This is a genomic window from Phocaeicola sp. GP0067 (assembly GCF_031119655.1).
GTDB lineage: Bacteria > Bacteroidota > Bacteroidia > Bacteroidales > Bacteroidaceae > Phocaeicola > Phocaeicola vulgatus.
The window spans coordinates 54426-70837 of the sequence record NZ_JAVHZY010000003.1 but is presented as its reverse complement, the minus strand read 5'-3'; the positions used below and the strand labels follow the sequence as shown (position 1 = coordinate 70837).

Genomic DNA, 16412 nt, shown 5'->3' with positions numbered 1-16412 from the left:
CAGAAACTTTTACCCTATACTTATTTAAAATTCAAATTATATGAATATCACCAATGTCACTATTACCAGGACAGCAGAAGAGAAGACGGAAAATGCCTTTTATATGCTGGAGTATTCCGTTGTCAATGACGAGCTGAGCCGTCTGCATGTTTCTGTCAATGAAAAAGAAGTCGATGAGGAAGGCAACATAAAGCCTGTCGGAATTATCTATATGGAACAAGGGATCCTTTCCTGCAACTTTCCGATGGTGAGGGAGCTTGGTCCCATATTCCAGGATTTCGACAGGATGCAACAGGATATTCGCGAAAAAATCAATCCTAAATAAAGAATCATAATGGAACTGAGTGTCAAAGACCGCCTTTACCTGCCGACTTTCCTGCCGGCACGCGGCAATTTTAAGGAGTTCAACCTTAAAAAAGAGATTCTGCGCAAAATCGCAATTGGCGATGAGGAACGCAAGGTTATCAATCTTCGCGAAAATGCGGAGGACAAGCGTATCGAATGGGATGTGGAAAAAGAACAGCCGTTGCCGGTGGAGTTTTCCTCCGATGAGATGGCCTACTTGCAGGCCGCGTGTGAGAAAATCTCGGACGAACAGTTGCCTGACGATATGTGGGGGACTGTGGAAGCGATTTACAATGAAATCTCCAAGGAGGCATAAACCGATTTTTCTATCTGCCGCTACTCTTTATGTAAAGAGTGCCCCGGCCGTACTCTTGGTATGGCCGGGGATTTTTTGTATCAGCACATGCCCAGACAAGATATCATAATGGATGCCGAATATGGAGAAGTGGAGACTTCCGGACAGATTGCCGGAAAAACCTTCTACGACTTCCACCTGTTTGACAGTGTGGAGGGTGCCGACAATGCGGCCTGCCGTTACGGGGAGATAGCCGTACCGGTAGATTTCCTTGCATCATACAGTGATGCAAGGGGTATCCATATCCGTATTCCCTATGTAGCAGACATACGCCTGCTGAAAGTGCGTATCGCCATGAAAAGCGGTTCGGGGGGTGTCGGATATGTACGTGGTGCAGTTGACGGCAGGCATTGGTTTCCCGTCATGAGAGAGAACGAAAACGGGACAAGGGAGACGGTCACCCCCGCCTCGCTTTATGCCTTGAACGATGAAGGGATCTATAACCTGCTGCTCGAGGAGGACTGCCTGCTCATTTACAGCGGGGAAGAGACGGATTTTGGTATTGGCGCCTCTAAGGTGCAGAACGAAACTTTCCTTTTGAAAGCCGCCGCCGGAAACTTATACCAGCATCCGACCACCGGTGTGGGGCTGATTGACTTCCTGCATTCCAATATGGAGAACAACGGGCTCGCCGCCAAACTGCAGACTGAATTTACTTCCGACAAAATCATCATCAGGAATGCCTATATAGATTCGGTGACAGGAGAACTGTTCCTGGAAACCGAGGAGAAGGAGGACAGCCATGGGTAGTTACCGCGTCGTTGCAGGACAGAACATCTATGATGTAGCCCTGCACCTGTATGGAAGTGTCGAGGGAATCGTGGACCTGCTGGTCAACAATCCTGCCCTCTCGCTGGAAACAGAACTCTGTTCCGGACAGGAACTGACATATACCGACGGCTTTGTCATCAATGCCGACGTGGTCGCCTATAACGAAATGCACGGCATCGTCCCCTCCAATGGGGAGCGGCACGTCTATCCCAAATATTTCACCGGTCCGTTCACGGCAGCCTTCCTGCTCCCGCCGACATTGGTCTCCGCAGAGTGCAAGGTGTCAGGAACGGGGACGCTGGAAGTTGACTGGGGAGACGACAGTGCTGTGGAGACCGTCATTCTTGGCCATACGCCATGCACGCTGCGCCATACTTTTGACAGGCGGGTGCGCCGGAGCCGCAAGATCCGCTGGTTTACCGATGCGGAATTCCGGTATATGGATTGGAGCGGGCTGCAACCTTCGTCCGTTGTTTTACTCCGTCCGCTGCACGTGGAGGAGCTGACCCTTCGGAACTGCACACCCGCATTGGACAGCTTCGGGATTTTGTCCGGAACTTACCGGATCGATCTCTCGGGGATAATGACGGACAACCTCGTTCCGCTTGCCGGGTGCCATAACCTGATGGAGCTCGACCTGTCCGGAGCGCGGATAAAGCCGGCCGTCATAGACAAATACCTGACAAGCATTGTGGAGCATTACGGAAACAGACGTAATTGCCGCATGACATTGCCGACAGCCCCGACGGGAACTTATAAGGAACCCGGGCGGGATGAAACGACCGGACGTTACCGTATCACATCGGGCATGGAGGCGGTATGGGTCATTCTGCATGAGGAAAGCTGGAACGAAGGTGGAGCGTGGGAATTTATCATCAACAATAAAATCTATACAGTGTAATGAGCCGTACAATAAAGGAAATATACAACGAGGCCATAGCGGAACGGAACCGGCGGCTGGAACTGACAGAGTTCGCCAGTGATTCCAAAATGTCCGTCATGAACGGAATCCTGTGGGTAGTGGCCGCTGTCATATACAGTTTCGAATCCCTGCTGGATGTCTTTGCCGTGGATATTTCCGAAGCCATTAACGGACGCATCAACGGTACTCCCGCCTATTATGCCAACTCCCTGTTGCAGTATCAGCAGGGAGATGAGCTGACGGTACGGGAAGACGGTCTGGCCTTCGGCTATGCCAATATCGACGAGACCAAACGCATCGTCACGCAAGTTTCCTATATGGAGAGCACAGACGACCAGAACCTGGACAGTAAACTTATCCTGAAAGTGGCTACCGGTGCAAAAGGCAGCCTTTCCGCCATACCCCCGAAAGAACTGGCGCCCATCAACGCCTATATCAACAAATTGAAATTCGCCGGTACACGCGTGGAGGTCATCTCAACCAAGGGCGACGTGCTGATTCCCCGCCTTACGGTCTTTCATGACGGGGCCATACCCGAATCAGAAGTGTACGACTCCATTGAAGAGCAGTTGAATGCCTACATGATGGATATCGATTTCGATGCCGCCGTCTACGTTTCCCGCCTGACGGATGCCATACGGCGGGCAAAGCATGTGACCGATGTCCATATCGACGGGCATGCCGTTCCCGAACAAGGGGTTTTCATCGCCAGCCATGACACCGACGGCCATATACAGCCGCCACAACGCATTGCCCGTATGGCTTATACCGCATCAGGATATCTGAAGGAGTCCTCCGGGAAGGATGAGGAGGACGGGCTGCCAAATTTCCGTGAAGCCATCATTTTAAAAATAGAAAACCATGAGATATAAGCTGTCCATAGACCGTACCGTGAACCGCCTGGTTCCGCATTACCTGTCGGGACGCAGGTTCATCCTGTTCGTGCAGAGCTGCCTTTATCCGTTGCAATGCACCAATGAGCGGTTCCGTGATTTCACGAAAGAGATGCATATCCGGGCACGGATGACTTCCCAGGTAATCTACTTCGAATGGTTTCTGAACTACAAGTTCGGCAAATACATCAGGGACGGCAAGGACCGTATCCTTATCAGGGACAGTGAGAGTGTCGGTGTGGACCTCTACCATGAGGGTGCGGAATACCAGCGTCCCTGTACCATCTGGTACAATGGGGAACAGATCATATCAGATAATGATGCGGAGCGGCCCCGTCCGTTCTACCTGCTGATAGAGGAGAAACTTATCAACAAGGTCAGCTTTGTGGTCTGTGTCCCGCCCGTCACCATATCACCGCACGAGCTGGTCTATATGCTCTCCTATGTGGTGAATACTTACAAGACGGCCGGCAAGACCTATCTGATCAGGATTGACGAAGAAGAATATACACCTAACAAGAATACAGGACAATGAAAGAATATATCGCAGAGACCGGCGGACGGTACACTTATTCCGACGACATCCTGAACCTGCAGGAACTTGCCCTCAGCATGAGCGCCGTTTTTGACAACTGTTCGGATTTCATCATCTCGGGCTGCGAACCGGACGGTCCCCGTATCTCACCGGGATATGTGTGGCTCGGCGGTAAGGTCCGCCGTTTTGAGGGAGCCGCTGATGCCGTCTATCCTTATTATATTTACGAGGCCAACAGGCATGAGTCGGTGGTCTATGCCAATGATGTCAACAAACGCGGACGTACTTGCTACCTGTGTGCCGGAGCGAAGGCCATACCTGAAACGACCGATCCTGTTACGGGTAAATTACCTGTAAGCATTGAAGTTACAGAAAGTTATGCCCCCCGTTTTATTGATAGATTCTTCGGGCGTTATGCCGTACTGCTGGACACGCCTTTCACTCGGCAGACCGTCAAGAAGGACCTGGTACTGGCCGGCACCCTTACCGGACAGAAAGAAATCAATTCCAGAACCGCCGTTTCTGTCAGCGGGGAAAACGGCTATATGCTCAAAGGTGTCGTCAAAACTGACGGCGGCATCTCGCTTGGCGCTTATCTGAACGGATTGCCGGTCAATGAAATTATCATCCGTACAGACGGCGGCTTCAGTTTCATGAAGCAGGGCAAGGAACTGGTACGTATAACGGAAGACGGGATCTCTTACGGTACCTCACTGGGCGATAGCGCCCGTATCGGGGCAATCCGTATCAAAGGTTCCGATATCTATAACACTTCGGATACGACAGATGAGGGCTGTGTCCGTATCAATTATTACGGTGCGCAGGGAGGCGGAACAAGATACCGCAACTTTGCCGTACATGACGGGAAATCCGGAAGCAGCCCGGTCCTGGAAGTAGCCGGCCGTACCGCCACCGTACGTACGGGCGGGCTATTCGTCGTGCAGAATGCCGGACGTGGGATCGACCTTCAGAATACCTCCTATACGAAAGACAACGCCAGGCTCACCAATCTGGTCACCTGGCGGGACAGTGCCGCCTCCGTGCTCGCAATGGCAGGTTTTGATACCACGGACGATTACCGCTTTATCCTGCGGAACACATTGGGAGATATTGTGCTTGCCCCTTCCGGCTCGGTGGATGTGCTCGGCACGCTTAAGATCAACGGGAAATCCGTATCGGACACCTATGTGAGCGTCACGGCCTTTGCCGGGGAGATGTCGAAGAAAGTGGATGCCGTCAAGGGAAAGCAGCTTTCCACCGAGGATTTCACCACCGAATACAAAAAGAAACTTGCGGCCATCACCACCGGGGAGCTTACGGGAGGCGGTGACGGCTATGTTACGGCGGGGGCTGTCCGTGCCGCACTGAAAATGAAGCTTTCAGCCGATGAGAACCTATCCGATATCATGGACAAATCCGCCGCCCGGAAGAATCTCGACGTCTATTCCAAAACGGAAGCCGGCGAAGTCTTCCTGAAGACCTCCGAAGGGTTGAAAGAACTGGTACGTCTGACCGCTGAAGAGATCAACAGGCTTCCGGCAGAAGAGGCCGCCGCTTTGAAAGCGGAAAAGCAGGCAGCCGTGAGGGACACCCTTGATGCCGAAAGGAAAGGTACCGGAGAGTTGAAACTTGCCAAGCTGTCGAATCTTTCAGACCTTTCTGACAAGAACAAGGCCCGGAAAAATCTTGAAGTCTATTCCAAGACAGATATAGACACGATGATGGCCGGCAAGCTCGGTACGGACTCTGCCTATCAAGGCATTGTCTTCACGGCCGGGCTTCGGGATAAATTACAGGCCATTACCACCGGTTCTTTTGCATATACCGACAGTAACGGCACCTCACACGCACAGGTCGAGGGGTATGTGATGACCTCACAGGTAGTGGGGGAACTCAAAAAGAAGGCTGACCGGCTGTTGGGAGGCTACAGCGCTTCCGAAAAGGAGACCGTCGCCACGAACCTGGACCTCTATACAAAGGCGGGTGCCGACGCCCGTTTCGCCACCCTTGAGAATCTGTTCCAGGATTATATCAATTTTTTAGTCCGGCAGGGAAAGAGCACCTCGGAGGCACAACAGTTCCTGCAGGGCAAGTTGAACGTACTCTCCAAGAATGAGATTGTCAGGGATTACCTGCGCCGGGACAGCAAGCTGTCCGACCTTCTGCTGCCAACGGCGGAGGCCAGACGGCAGGCCTGCCGTGCTCTCGGAGCTGCTTATGCCGAGGAGTATCAGCCGTTGCTTGCGGATACAGGATGGGTACAGATGGAGAACAGCGGATCGGGTACCAACACACAGTCGCTCTTCGTCCGCCAAATCGGGAACATCGTTTCCATACAGGGTGCCGTCAATACGGCCAACAGGGACGGAAACAACTGGGGAGGTATCGTGGCGGTCATCCCCAACAAAATACAACCACCCCGGTACAGTGTGCGCTGCACCGCCACTGACTGGAATGATGACCATAAGTACAACCGTGGGGTATCGTTCACCATTTACGGCGGCTCGCGAAGGATACAGCTTTATGAGCGCGGTATGTACAATGCCAATGTGGAACTCAACTTTACATATTTCGTATAGCCATGAAACAGAAGATGAATGTAAACGGTGACATCGAAAGTCGCCGCAGAATTGCGGAACGCAGGTCCGTTCCCGCCCGAGAGAATATTTCACCCGACAACAGCCAACAGTATCATGAAACAGAAAAGGATCCGGCGGCAGCCACAGAAGAAACCGTCTTTCCGGGGAACGAATCCCCGAAAGCGAGAAGACGGAAGACCGCAGGGGACGTTTAAACGTTTCCCCTTCGACCAGACCCGGATAGGGTTCATGCTCCGTTATGAGATGCCGGTGGTTTACCATCTGCTCCGCAGGCTGTATGACCGGCAACAGCCTTTCGAGCCGAACTGGCATGTCATCGAACTGGTTGCGGAGGCGTCGAAAGACCCTTCGTTCAGAAAGGCGAAATTCAGCCGCTATCTGGATGAATACCGCCGGAACGGGGTTTACTGCCGGCGGGGCAAACGGCTTACGCCCGGACGTAAAACCTATTACGAGGGCATACGCCGTCGCAAGACGGAAGAGTATATCCGTCAAAACCGCAGGAAGCTGCTCTTTGAAAGACGGAATGGGCCGGGCAGTGACAAACTGCCCAGGGAGATTAAAAACATACTTAAAATGAAACGGTAATGCATTGACGGACAATGGCTGGCGCAAACATTCATATGCATGTATGGCTGTTCGGGAGCATTTGTCTAACTTTGTATTCCACAGTCGCTGCAAGACCTTTCCATATTGTAAAATGAGTATCCGGCCAGGATACGGCCGGCGGGATATCCTCTCCCTATATTGTCAAGTGAATACGGACGGTGCAACCGAACCCGTCTGTCCTGTAACCAGTTTCTTTGCGATACGGGCCTGCCGTGTCGCACTCTTCGGGCATTTTTAATCCATAAAACCAAGCGTTTATGCAAGAAGAAGAAAAGAACAACGGCATGGAAGGCATGTCTGTCGAGGAGATGTTCCTCGGTGTCCAGGAATCGTATCAGGAGGCACAGCAGCGTGCCCAGGAAGAGAACAGGGCGTTCGCCCGCACGGAATTCTTCCGCATGGACAAATTCGGGACCTACCGTCTGCGTGTCCTTCCCATCGCCCCCAATCCGGACGGTTCACCGGCCCGGCCCGGTTATGAGTATCCGGTTCACCAGTTGCTGCTGGAACTGGAAAAGCCCACAACCGGAAACAAGCCCCAGAAGATGTATGTCACCGTCACCCGCGCCACCGATGCCGGATACAGTGTCGATCCCATCGAAACTTACCGGCGTCTGGCCGTAGAAGCCGCAAAAGAGGCCGGGGATGAGAAACTGGCAGAAAAAATCGCCGGCGGTTCGTTCGGTGGCGGCTTGAAGTACAACTACGGGCACTGCCTCTATATCTTTGACCTGGGCGAGCGTGCCAAGGGAGTACAGATGATGACCCTCTCGCACGCCCAGTTCAAGGATCTGGACGAGCGGAAGTTCAAACTCTGGAGTAAGAAGCTGGCCAAGAACCCGTCTTATCCGTGTCCGGTTTCATCGGTGTACGACGCCTATCCCGTGGAAATAGAAAAACGGCGTAACGGGGCCAAGACCGAATACCTGTTTTCCATCGACAATGAATCCGACCCTGAACCTCTGACCAGGGAGGAGCTGACCGCCTTGCTGGGAGCACCCCGTATTCCGGAAATCATTTACCGCTATACCCGTTATCATCTGGGTGCCACCGTTGAATTCCTTAAACAGTGCGACGGCATTTACGGCATGCGGCTTATGGAAACGGACGAGATGAAAGAGGTCATACAGCAGTTATCCGACGAACTGCCGAAAGAAGATACCTCCTCCTTCTCGTTCGACCGCCGTACGAAGGACAACAAGGACAATGTCCAGGACGGGACAGGAATTTCCCTGGACGATCTTCTTGAATATTATGACGAGCTCAGGCGGCAGGACCTCGGTGACAAGACCGAGGAGGGACAGGAGCTGCGTGCAATGATACGCAGCTACATTGAACAGGAAGCGTTGTCCGTCCGTGTCACCCGCTCGACAAGCAACCGGGAACTGCTCGAACTGATTGAGAGTGAGATGGAAGGTCCGAAACCCACAGACACACCGGAGGACGCTCCCAGGGAGGAGGAACACCGGCTTGCGGAAACGGAGGAGCGTGCCGAGCGTCCCCGCCGTCGCAGATAACCCCTTTTATAAGTCTTTGAGTTTTAACCCAGCGGGAGGCGTCCATGCCTCCCGTCTTAATCACACACATTCATGGAAGAGAGCAAACCTTGCATATTGTTGTTGAATGATATCCATGTCTCAAAAGACAACATCCCTGCATTTCAGGCCAACTGGCAGGAGGCCGTGGAGCTCTGCAGGAAATGGGGTATCAGCGAAATCGCCGTCGGAGGCGACCTGTTCTTTTCACGTGCGGCACAGACACTTGACGTGCTGCTGGCAGTACATGACGCCCTGCTGGAAACCTCACGTGCGGGCATCCATGTCACGCTCGCCGAGGGGAATCATGATCTCGTGAACCAGGAATCCGTTAGAGGTTACTGCCATGTCTTTGACTGCCATCCGGATGTGACGGTAGTGGATGACTTCCTGACCCTGTCGCGTCCCGGCTGGGAGTTCGCGCTTCATCTGATGAGTTATTTTCCGGAGGACGGATCGTTTATCGAAAGGCTCGAACAGTTGGAAGAGAAAGCGCTTTCAGAGGAAAAGAAACATTTTCTTTATATACACGAAGGTATAAACGGGGCATTGGCGCAACCATCGGAGAAAGAATTGCCCGCCAGGATTTTTCTCCCGTTTGATAAAGTTTTTGTCGGCCATTACCATAACCGGACCGTCATTCCACAAACCCGTATCGAATACATCGGGGCCTCCCGTCAGCACAACTTCGGCGAGGATGAGGAAAAAGGATATACGGTGCTTTATACCGACGGCACACACGAGTTTATCAAAAACCGGGTGAACATGCGCTACCGTGTGGTGGATGTGCCGGTGGAACGTGCCGGACTGCACCTTATGGACGAGTTGCGCGAGACGGAGGCTGACGGCCGCTACAAGGTCAAGGTACGTGTCCACGCGCCGGCAGCTGCGATGAAGTCGGTTGACAAGGCCGCGCTGCTGGAAGCCGGGGCGGCGAAGGTGGAGCTGATAGCTGATGACGAGGAACTGTTAGGGGTCGCATCCTCTTCGCTCTTTGAAAAGTATGACAGCTGCCGTATCCGGGAAACTTACGAGGATTTCTGCCGGGAAAAACAGATTGAAGATGTCTCAATCGGATTAGAGTATTTATCCAAAATAGATAACAGGACATGTGGAAATTAAATAAAATAGAAGCTGAGAATCTCTGTGCCTTCCGCTCGCTGTCATACACGTTACGGCAAGGGGTTACGACACTGATATTCGGCGACAACCGGGACAATGAGTCCCAAAGATCGAACGGTGCGGGCAAATCCGCCCTGCTGGAGTGTATCGCTGTCGGTATCACAGGCAGCCCGCTCCGTAAGATAAGGTCGGAAGAAATTATAAATGATGCGTCCGGGGAGTGCCGTATCGGATTACATTTCAGCAACGGCAACTCAGCGGAGGAACTGGTTGTCAACCGGTGCATTCCACGCAGAGGGGCATCCACGGTCAGTTGCACACTTTTCCGTAACGGTGCGCAGGTGACGACAGACGAGGCTGTCCAGCCTTCGGTCGATGCCTATAACCGCTATATCCTTGAAAAGTTAGGGATCACGCGCGAGGAGCTGCTCAACAACTTCATTCTCTCCAAATACCGGTATGAGGATTTTCTTTCGTCATCGGACAAGGAAAAAAAGGAGATAATCAACCGCTTTTCCAACGGTATCCTGGTGGACGAGGCCATTGCCATACTTGAAGAGGATATCGTGCCGCTCTCAGAAAAGAAGCAACAGGCGGCATTGGAACTTGCAGGACTGGACGGGCGTGTCGAGATGTTACAGGAGCAGATCCGTAAGGAAGAGGAAACCGGAGCGGAACGGGGACGTACCCGCGCGGAGCGCATCGCCTCCCTGGAAGCGACCATCGCAGCCAAAAGGGAACAGATACGCATCGGACACGAGACGGTGGCCGGATATGAGACACGGCTTGTGGCGGTTCAGCAGGCGGATGAGGCACTGCAGTCGCTGGAATCGGGGGATACGGCACTGGACGAGTGTCTGGAAAAGATACGGGAGATAATGCCCCTCTTCCCCGATGCGAGACAGACGGACTGGAACGGGATTATCACCGGGACAAAAGAGAAGCTGCAGACGGCCGTTTCCGGGCTGTCGGATTGTGACACCTCCTTGAAACAGGCGGAACGGGAACTGGAAGAGGAGAATGAAAACTGGGAACAGTTCAAAAATAAGTATGCCGCCTTCTGTGAGGAATACAACGAGCAGTCCGGTACGGCAGCGGACAAACTGAGGGAAACAGACATCCGCCTGCGCAATCTTGCAGGATGCATCGAAGAGTTGCGTCACAAACGGCGTATAGTCTCGGCCGGTATTGACGAGCTCTCAAACAAACTGGCCGGTTCCGTCACCTGCCCTGCCTGCGGACATAATTTCCTAATAGCGGAGCCGCAGTTTGACATTGAGGCGGGAATGAGGGAACTGAAACTACGACAGCGGCAACTCACGGAAATTAATGGCCGTATCGAAGACAAACAGGAGGAGACCGGTTCTGTGGAGCTGCAGCAGAGCCGCCTGAACCACGGCCGCCGTACCTTGGAGGCCAGACGTACCGAATGGGAACAGCAGCTGGCCGGACATGAACGTTCCGTCAGGAACGCTACCCGGAACGTGGAAGAGACGGAAAACAAACACCGGCGTATTGCAGCCGGGATTACCGCACTGCAAAATGAAATTGAGAGCATACGCCGTAAGGTATTCGATGAAACATTCGGATTTGTAGTCGAGCGTAATGCCTCACTGAGCCGCAGCATACGGACGGAAAAGGAGGATATACAGGCAGCAGCCTGTGCCATTGACACTTTGCAAGGCACTATCAGGGAATTGAACGAGGCGGTGCCATCCAATCTGATATCCACGCTCCGGAGCACGCTCCGGGAGGTGAGGGAAAAATCCCGCGAAGCGGCGGGACGGAAGACCGCCGTAGATGCGGAACTCCGAACATTGGAGATGCAAAGAGAACGGTTCATACAGTTCAAGACCTATCTGGCCAATACAAAAATCGAGGCACTCAGCCGTATAACAAACGAGTTCCTGCAGAATATCGGCAGTGACATACGCATCCGTTTTGACGGTTATACCGTCCTCAAAAGCGGTAAGGTCCGGGAGAAGATTTCCATTTCGCTGTTGCGTGACGGCATGGACTGCGGATCGTTCGGCAAGTTCTCGGCAGGCGAAGCGGCACGGGTGAACCTCGCAACCATCCTTGCCATGCAAAAACTCGTGAACAGTAACTGTGATGATGGCAAGGGACTGGACCTTCTGGTTCTGGATGAGATACTCGAGGCGGTTGACGAGGCGGGACTGGCTTCCATGTTCGAGGCATTGAACTCGCTCGGAGGTACCGTACTGGTTGTCTCCCACGGTAATGTTGCGGAAGGTTACCCCCATAAACTGGTAATTGTGAAAGAGAATAGCGAATCAAGGATTGGAGAATAGTACCCCGGACAGGAAAGAGGTGCTTGTATTGGATATAGCTACGCATACCGGGTATTTTTCCGTGCATGAGGCCGGAACATAGAACTTTACCGAAAGCAGACAGCGTAACGGCAACAAGATGCACGGCGCATTCCGTACCGTCCTTGTCTCGTTTATCCGCGCGTATGGTATCCGGCGGGTCGTAGCGGAGGATGTAAGTGCGAACCGTTATTTCTATGACATGCACCGGCTCTCGGAACTTCGGGGGATCCTGCTCGAAGTATGCGACAGCCTGGGACTTCCCGAACCGGAGTTTGTGAATCCGGCGGTGCTCAAGAAATGAGCGACGGGGGACAGGCACGCCACCAAGGCACAGATGGTGGCGGCATGCAAGGAAAGATACGGCATCATTCCGGTGGATGACAATGCGGCGGACGCCTGCCATCTCTTCCATTATTACATCCGCAGGCACAGGTTGTAGAACGGCACTTGCCAGGATTCCGGGCAGCCTTCTCTCCGCCCGTTTTTTTTAATTGATGCTCAATGGCAGCTGACAGGTTAGGACATGAGATTCATTATCAACCTTTTTTCGGTCAGTGAAAACGTGGAAAAGAAAGATGTGTTTATTGCGGTTGTCCCCTCTGACGATGAATCCGCAAGACGGAGGGCGGAACTTCTCAGAAAGTATGTGATGCCGCACAAGAATCTGATATACAGCATTTGTATCAAATATACCTATAACCAGGAGGACATAGAGGATAACTATCTTGAAGCGCTGGTTAATTTCTTCAAGTACATGGACAGTTATGATCCGGCGCGTCCGGTGAAAACATGGATCTATGCCGTGACCAAGCGGCTTGTGGCGGACCTCAACAACCGCAACAAAAGCCGCATGCCCCCGGATGACAATATCGACATCTCGGAAATATCCTCCTCCCTGCCGGGCGAGGACGAACCGTCAGAGAACTGCATGGGAATGGATAATTATCACAAGTATTACAATGATGATATCCTTTGGGCATTGGACAGGCTCAAGCCGATTTACAAAGAGGCCCTGCTTTTACAGCAGGCCGGCTATAAGATCGGAGAAATCATGGAGATAACTTACCGCAACGGAACATTGCAGACCAGAAATGTGGAGACGGTCAAGAGCCGTCTCTTTCTGGCCAAGACACAACTGCGCAAACTTTTGACACGTGATGGAGAAAAAAGAGTGGATTGACGGATGCCGGAGGCTTTTTACACGCTTGCTCCGTGCGGCAGTGTGGCCGGATTTCCAGTTTCCGTCCGGAGGAAAGGCGGACAGACAGCTTTCGGCATGTTTCGACCTGTTGTGCCGGGAAGCCGGATCTGTCAGTCCGGAACGCCTGTCCGATTTCTGCATATGCCAGGTGTATGCCCTTTCCGGATATGCCCCCTCTTATCGTGGAAAGTGGAACATTTCCCATTCGTTTGGCCGGAAGGCAGCTGACCGGTATCTTCATTCCGGAAAGGAACGCCGTTATTGGGAAGACCGGTGGCTGAAAGGTTTCGGACTGTCACGTGACAGTCTGACACAGGCAGTGGAGAACCGCCGCGGGCATCCTTTCGGACGTTTCATTTACCCGGAATATGAGGAGATTACCAAACGGCGTCTGCTCTCCAGCGAGGCCGGCTATCTCGTCTGTGCGCTCTCCACATTGATGTGGACACCCTTCTCGCCGTCATGTTCCAAATGTACGAAAGCGGATCCGTGCCGCCGTAGAACAGAGGCGCGTTATCCGGAACTTTACCGGATTCGTTGTGAGGCATGGTGGAAAGAGGAGGTGAAGCCATGAGTTCCGTCAATCCGCTCAGTGCCGAGTTCCTGTATGAGCTCTATGCCACGGCGCTGTGCCAGGAGCAGCTGTGCGCTGTCCTTTCCCGCCACATGCGCAAGGAATACCTTCCGGACCGCTCATTCCAACGGGTGCAGGAGGCTATTGCCGCACATTTCAGAACCTACAAGACACCGCCGTCATATGCCGTACTGGCACAGACTTTCCATGAGGATTACGATGCCATTGAGTTGATAGATACCTTCCGGGAGTATGACGAGGGCCAGAGTTCCGAAGTGATGATCGACATGCTGGAGTCCTACATCAAGGGTGTCCGGTTACAGTCGGTCTATGCGGAAGTGGGAAAACTGTATAACGAGAACAAGCAGGACAAGGCGGAAAAGGCATTGCGCGGGTATGCCGAATGGCTGGCGGGCTTTACACTGAAGAGTACCTCGTTCATTGATGTGGCGGAGACCTTTACGGAGCGCTTCCAGCGGAACCGCCGCCGTGAGGAGGAAGAGGAACGCTCGGCATCACCACGTGTGTCCCGGTTCTATATCCCGTTTCTGGACGCGCTCAATGCCGGGCGCAACCTGCGGGGGCAACTGACCTGCTTTCTTGCCAGTACCGGTGTGGGGAAATCCCATATCGCCAAATGGATAGGTGTCAGGGCGGACATCGACGACGGGCTGCATGTGCTGCACTTCCAGCTGGAGGGGTCCGAGGAGGAAGCGTTGAACGCCTATTCGGGAGGGCTGGTTTCCAAGAACGCCTATTATTACGAACGGGGAAAGATCTCGGATACGGAGATGCGCCATCTGGAAAAGCTGGTGGCATCGTATGCCGGCAGCATCACGGTACGCAGTTATCCGCGTTTCAACGCCCAGGTATCGACGCTTGACATCAAGAACGGAATCTCGGAATACCGCAAACTCAAAGGTCACAATCCGGACATCGTCATCGTCGATTCGATGGATCTGCTGACAGACGCCAACCGCCGTTCATGGGGTGCCGACCATGAACGCGCAAAGCGTATCGCCGTGGCCAATGACCTCAAGGACCTGGCGGCGGACGAAAAGGTATGGATGGTCGTGACATATCAATCGACCATTGAAGACCGTGAGTGGCTGAATGACGAAAGGAATGTACTGACAGAGTACAACTGTTCGGAGGCCAAGGGGCTGGCACGCCCATGCACGCACCTTATTTCGCTCAACCAGTCATCAGCCGAACGCAAGGAGAACATGATGCGCCTGCATGTGGCCAAGAGCCGCTTTTTCAAAAAGGGCGATACCATCAAAATAGCGACGGACTATGACAACGAGGTGTTCTATGACGGGCAGAGGACGCTGAATCTGAACAGGGAATAAAAAGGCGTTCAAAATGAAAGTTCAATAGCAGATAGTTTTATTCCTGTGAAAATGAACTGCAAAAGGCAGACCAATCTCCCCCATATAGAGAAGGCTATGCTCCCAGTTCTTCCGGTCGGTCAGCCCGCCAGGCATGCTGTACAGAGTTCTGTAACCGGCTGGTAATAGCGGTACGGGACTGCCGCCGGAAACCGCTTCATTCCGGGTAACGGAGGGTGATTACGGCATGCCCTTTTTCATAGCGTACCCTAAGTCCGAGCTTCTCCAGTTCCTCCCTGATAAGGGACTCCTCGAACCCTTCGGACATGAATCTTTCCCTGAGCAGGCCGGTGATATTCTTCGTTCCGCTACTTCCGGAAAGAAAATCCTCCACCCACTGGCGGAAACTGCCACCCGTACGCATCAGGTTGTAGCGTCTAAGACAGAAATTCTCCACACTTTTCAAATCGAACTCCTTATAGGACAGCAGGGCGCAGAGAAGCGGCCCATTGGTGTCATCCTCCCTGAATTCCGCCGTCAGCACGCAGACCGGTATGCCTGTCCCGCTATCGGGTCTGTAATAAAGCCGGATGTTTTCCCTTATATACAGCCCCGTGGCGTATGTCATGCCATCCGGGGATTCCGTCATGACGGGAAACGCCTGCCATCCGGAGTCCCCTTCCCGTTTCAACAAGGTTATTGCCGGTTTACCGGACTCCCCGTCTGATGTGGAGTGTGACCTCATCGTTCCGTTGGTCTTTTTCCATCCGAGAAACCGCAGACAGTTCTCTATATCCCTCAGATGCCTTTCTCTTGCTGAATTCCCATTAAGATACGGACGAAGCGTATCCACGATTTCGGACCAGTCCTCGTTTGTCTTCATATACTATTTGTTAACAAATTTCATTAAATACAGTCGTTTTGTAATTGAAATATAGCGATTTTATTCCGACCGGTTAAATAAATTCCCTAAAAAATCATGGAAAGAGCCACTCATGGAATCTCCCTGAGGTCTTTCCGGATTTCGGTACAGTCTGTATGTCCTTGGGGCAGACGTGAAATCTTGCCGGGCTTTTGTCCGTCCTTTCGTGCGGAGTCTGCCGGCAGGTTCTTATTGTACGGATTTTTTTTGATAATACATGGGGATTTCCTCTATTATATCCCCTTTCGTCGGATAAGTTCGCGGTATCCTGCCATGAACCTCTGCTCGGGAGAAGGCCTGTTCCCACTGCCCCCCTTGTTATCCGCACCAGCACCCGCCACGACATGCGGGCAGGTTTTTGTCC

Annotated in this window: 16 protein-coding genes; 15 read left to right on the top strand and 1 reads right to left on the bottom strand. The window is 52.8% G+C overall.

The genetic code is table 11. The annotated features are described in order from the left end of the window. The first annotated feature begins 40 nt into the window (after nt 1–40). The 15 genes from RE317_RS03480 (at nt 41) to RE317_RS03410 (ending at nt 15147) form a co-directional block, all read left to right on the top strand. Nucleotides 41–325 (top strand): hypothetical protein, encoded by a 285-nt coding sequence (locus tag RE317_RS03480; RefSeq protein WP_303266165.1) that lies wholly within the window; start codon nt 41–43, stop codon nt 323–325. A gap of 9 nt (nt 326–334) precedes the next feature. Further along, complete coding sequence (locus tag RE317_RS03475) at nt 335–661, top strand: RNA-binding protein (RefSeq protein ID WP_303266164.1); 327 nt, start codon at nt 335–337, stop codon at nt 659–661. Nucleotides 662–748: 87 nt separating this feature from the next. Next, the gene (locus tag RE317_RS03470) at nt 749–1450 is read left to right on the top strand and encodes a hypothetical protein (RefSeq protein WP_254887638.1); all 702 of its coding nucleotides are present in this window, start codon (nt 749–751) and stop codon (nt 1448–1450) included. Next, nucleotides 1443–2372 (top strand): hypothetical protein, encoded by a 930-nt coding sequence (locus RE317_RS03465; protein ID WP_303266163.1) that lies wholly within the window; start codon nt 1443–1445, stop codon nt 2370–2372. Before RE317_RS03470 ends, RE317_RS03465 begins: the two co-directional genes overlap by 8 nt. After that, nucleotides 2372–3265 (top strand): hypothetical protein, encoded by an 894-nt coding sequence (locus tag RE317_RS03460; RefSeq protein ID WP_303266162.1) that lies wholly within the window; start codon nt 2372–2374, stop codon nt 3263–3265. The genes RE317_RS03465 and RE317_RS03460 overlap by 1 nt, the downstream gene beginning before the upstream one ends. Further along, entirely contained in the window at nt 3255–3821 is a 567-nt protein-coding gene (locus RE317_RS03455; RefSeq protein ID WP_101602752.1) for a hypothetical protein, read from the top strand. The genes RE317_RS03460 and RE317_RS03455 overlap by 11 nt, the downstream gene beginning before the upstream one ends. Continuing rightward, on the top strand, nt 3818–6400 hold the full coding sequence (locus tag RE317_RS03450) for a hypothetical protein (protein ID WP_303266161.1): 2583 nt from the start codon (nt 3818–3820) through the stop codon (nt 6398–6400). The genes RE317_RS03455 and RE317_RS03450 overlap by 4 nt, the downstream gene beginning before the upstream one ends. A gap of 114 nt (nt 6401–6514) precedes the next feature. Beyond that, complete coding sequence (locus RE317_RS03445) at nt 6515–7009, top strand: hypothetical protein (protein ID WP_303266160.1); 495 nt, start codon at nt 6515–6517, stop codon at nt 7007–7009. A gap of 278 nt (nt 7010–7287) precedes the next feature. Continuing rightward, nucleotides 7288–8547 (top strand): hypothetical protein, encoded by a 1260-nt coding sequence (locus RE317_RS03440; protein WP_303266159.1) that lies wholly within the window; start codon nt 7288–7290, stop codon nt 8545–8547. Between the two features lie 72 nt (nt 8548–8619). Further along, nucleotides 8620–9687: a metallophosphoesterase gene (locus tag RE317_RS03435; protein WP_303266158.1), complete on the top strand. Its 1068-nt coding sequence runs from the start codon at nt 8620–8622 to the stop codon at nt 9685–9687. Then, nucleotides 9675–11999, top strand: coding sequence for an AAA family ATPase (locus RE317_RS03430; protein ID WP_303266157.1), 2325 nt, complete (start codon nt 9675–9677; stop codon nt 11997–11999). The genes RE317_RS03435 and RE317_RS03430 overlap by 13 nt, the downstream gene beginning before the upstream one ends. A gap of 261 nt (nt 12000–12260) precedes the next feature. Continuing rightward, nucleotides 12261–12401, top strand: a complete 141-nt coding sequence (locus RE317_RS03425) for a hypothetical protein (protein WP_303266156.1) — start codon at nt 12261–12263, stop codon at nt 12399–12401. Between the two features lie 142 nt (nt 12402–12543). Next, on the top strand, nt 12544–13200 hold the full coding sequence (locus tag RE317_RS03420) for an RNA polymerase sigma factor (RefSeq protein WP_230297049.1): 657 nt from the start codon (nt 12544–12546) through the stop codon (nt 13198–13200). Continuing rightward, nucleotides 13178–13795, top strand: a complete 618-nt coding sequence (locus RE317_RS03415; RefSeq protein ID WP_217723405.1) for a hypothetical protein — start codon at nt 13178–13180, stop codon at nt 13793–13795. The genes RE317_RS03420 and RE317_RS03415 overlap by 23 nt, the downstream gene beginning before the upstream one ends. Then, nucleotides 13792–15147 (top strand): DnaB-like helicase C-terminal domain-containing protein, encoded by a 1356-nt coding sequence (locus tag RE317_RS03410; protein ID WP_048698842.1) that lies wholly within the window; start codon nt 13792–13794, stop codon nt 15145–15147. Before RE317_RS03415 ends, RE317_RS03410 begins: the two co-directional genes overlap by 4 nt. A 196-nt stretch (nt 15148–15343) precedes the next feature. Here the strand turns inward: RE317_RS03410 and RE317_RS03405 are convergent, their stop codons facing one another. Next, complete coding sequence (locus RE317_RS03405; protein WP_303266155.1) at nt 15344–15871, bottom strand: hypothetical protein; 528 nt, start codon at nt 15869–15871, stop codon at nt 15344–15346. Between the last annotated feature and the right edge of the window lie 541 nt (nt 15872–16412).

What these genes read in the sequence shown, in the direction of transcription:
- RE317_RS03480 (WP_303266165.1), top strand. Translation starts at nt 41, where the DNA reads ATGAATATCACCAATGTCACTATTACCAGGACAGCAGAAGAGAAGACG.
- RE317_RS03475 (WP_303266164.1), top strand. Translation starts at nt 335, where the DNA reads ATGGAACTGAGTGTCAAAGACCGCCTTTACCTGCCGACTTTCCTGCCG.
- RE317_RS03470 (WP_254887638.1), top strand. Translation starts at nt 749, where the DNA reads ATGCCCAGACAAGATATCATAATGGATGCCGAATATGGAGAAGTGGAG.
- RE317_RS03465 (WP_303266163.1), top strand. Translation starts at nt 1,443, where the DNA reads ATGGGTAGTTACCGCGTCGTTGCAGGACAGAACATCTATGATGTAGCC.
- RE317_RS03460 (WP_303266162.1), top strand. Translation starts at nt 2,372, where the DNA reads ATGAGCCGTACAATAAAGGAAATATACAACGAGGCCATAGCGGAACGG.
- RE317_RS03455 (WP_101602752.1), top strand. Translation starts at nt 3,255, where the DNA reads ATGAGATATAAGCTGTCCATAGACCGTACCGTGAACCGCCTGGTTCCG.
- RE317_RS03450 (WP_303266161.1), top strand. Translation starts at nt 3,818, where the DNA reads ATGAAAGAATATATCGCAGAGACCGGCGGACGGTACACTTATTCCGAC.
- RE317_RS03445 (WP_303266160.1), top strand. Translation starts at nt 6,515, where the DNA reads ATGAAACAGAAAAGGATCCGGCGGCAGCCACAGAAGAAACCGTCTTTC.
- RE317_RS03440 (WP_303266159.1), top strand. Translation starts at nt 7,288, where the DNA reads ATGCAAGAAGAAGAAAAGAACAACGGCATGGAAGGCATGTCTGTCGAG.
- RE317_RS03435 (WP_303266158.1), top strand. Translation starts at nt 8,620, where the DNA reads ATGGAAGAGAGCAAACCTTGCATATTGTTGTTGAATGATATCCATGTC.
- RE317_RS03430 (WP_303266157.1), top strand. Translation starts at nt 9,675, where the DNA reads ATGTGGAAATTAAATAAAATAGAAGCTGAGAATCTCTGTGCCTTCCGC.
- RE317_RS03425 (WP_303266156.1), top strand. Translation starts at nt 12,261, where the DNA reads ATGCGACAGCCTGGGACTTCCCGAACCGGAGTTTGTGAATCCGGCGGT.
- RE317_RS03420 (WP_230297049.1), top strand. Translation starts at nt 12,544, where the DNA reads ATGAGATTCATTATCAACCTTTTTTCGGTCAGTGAAAACGTGGAAAAG.
- RE317_RS03415 (WP_217723405.1), top strand. Translation starts at nt 13,178, where the DNA reads ATGGAGAAAAAAGAGTGGATTGACGGATGCCGGAGGCTTTTTACACGC.
- RE317_RS03410 (WP_048698842.1), top strand. Translation starts at nt 13,792, where the DNA reads ATGAGTTCCGTCAATCCGCTCAGTGCCGAGTTCCTGTATGAGCTCTAT.
- RE317_RS03405 (WP_303266155.1), bottom strand. Translation starts at nt 15,871, where the DNA reads ATGAGGTCACACTCCACATCAGACGGGGAGTCCGGTAAACCGGCAATA.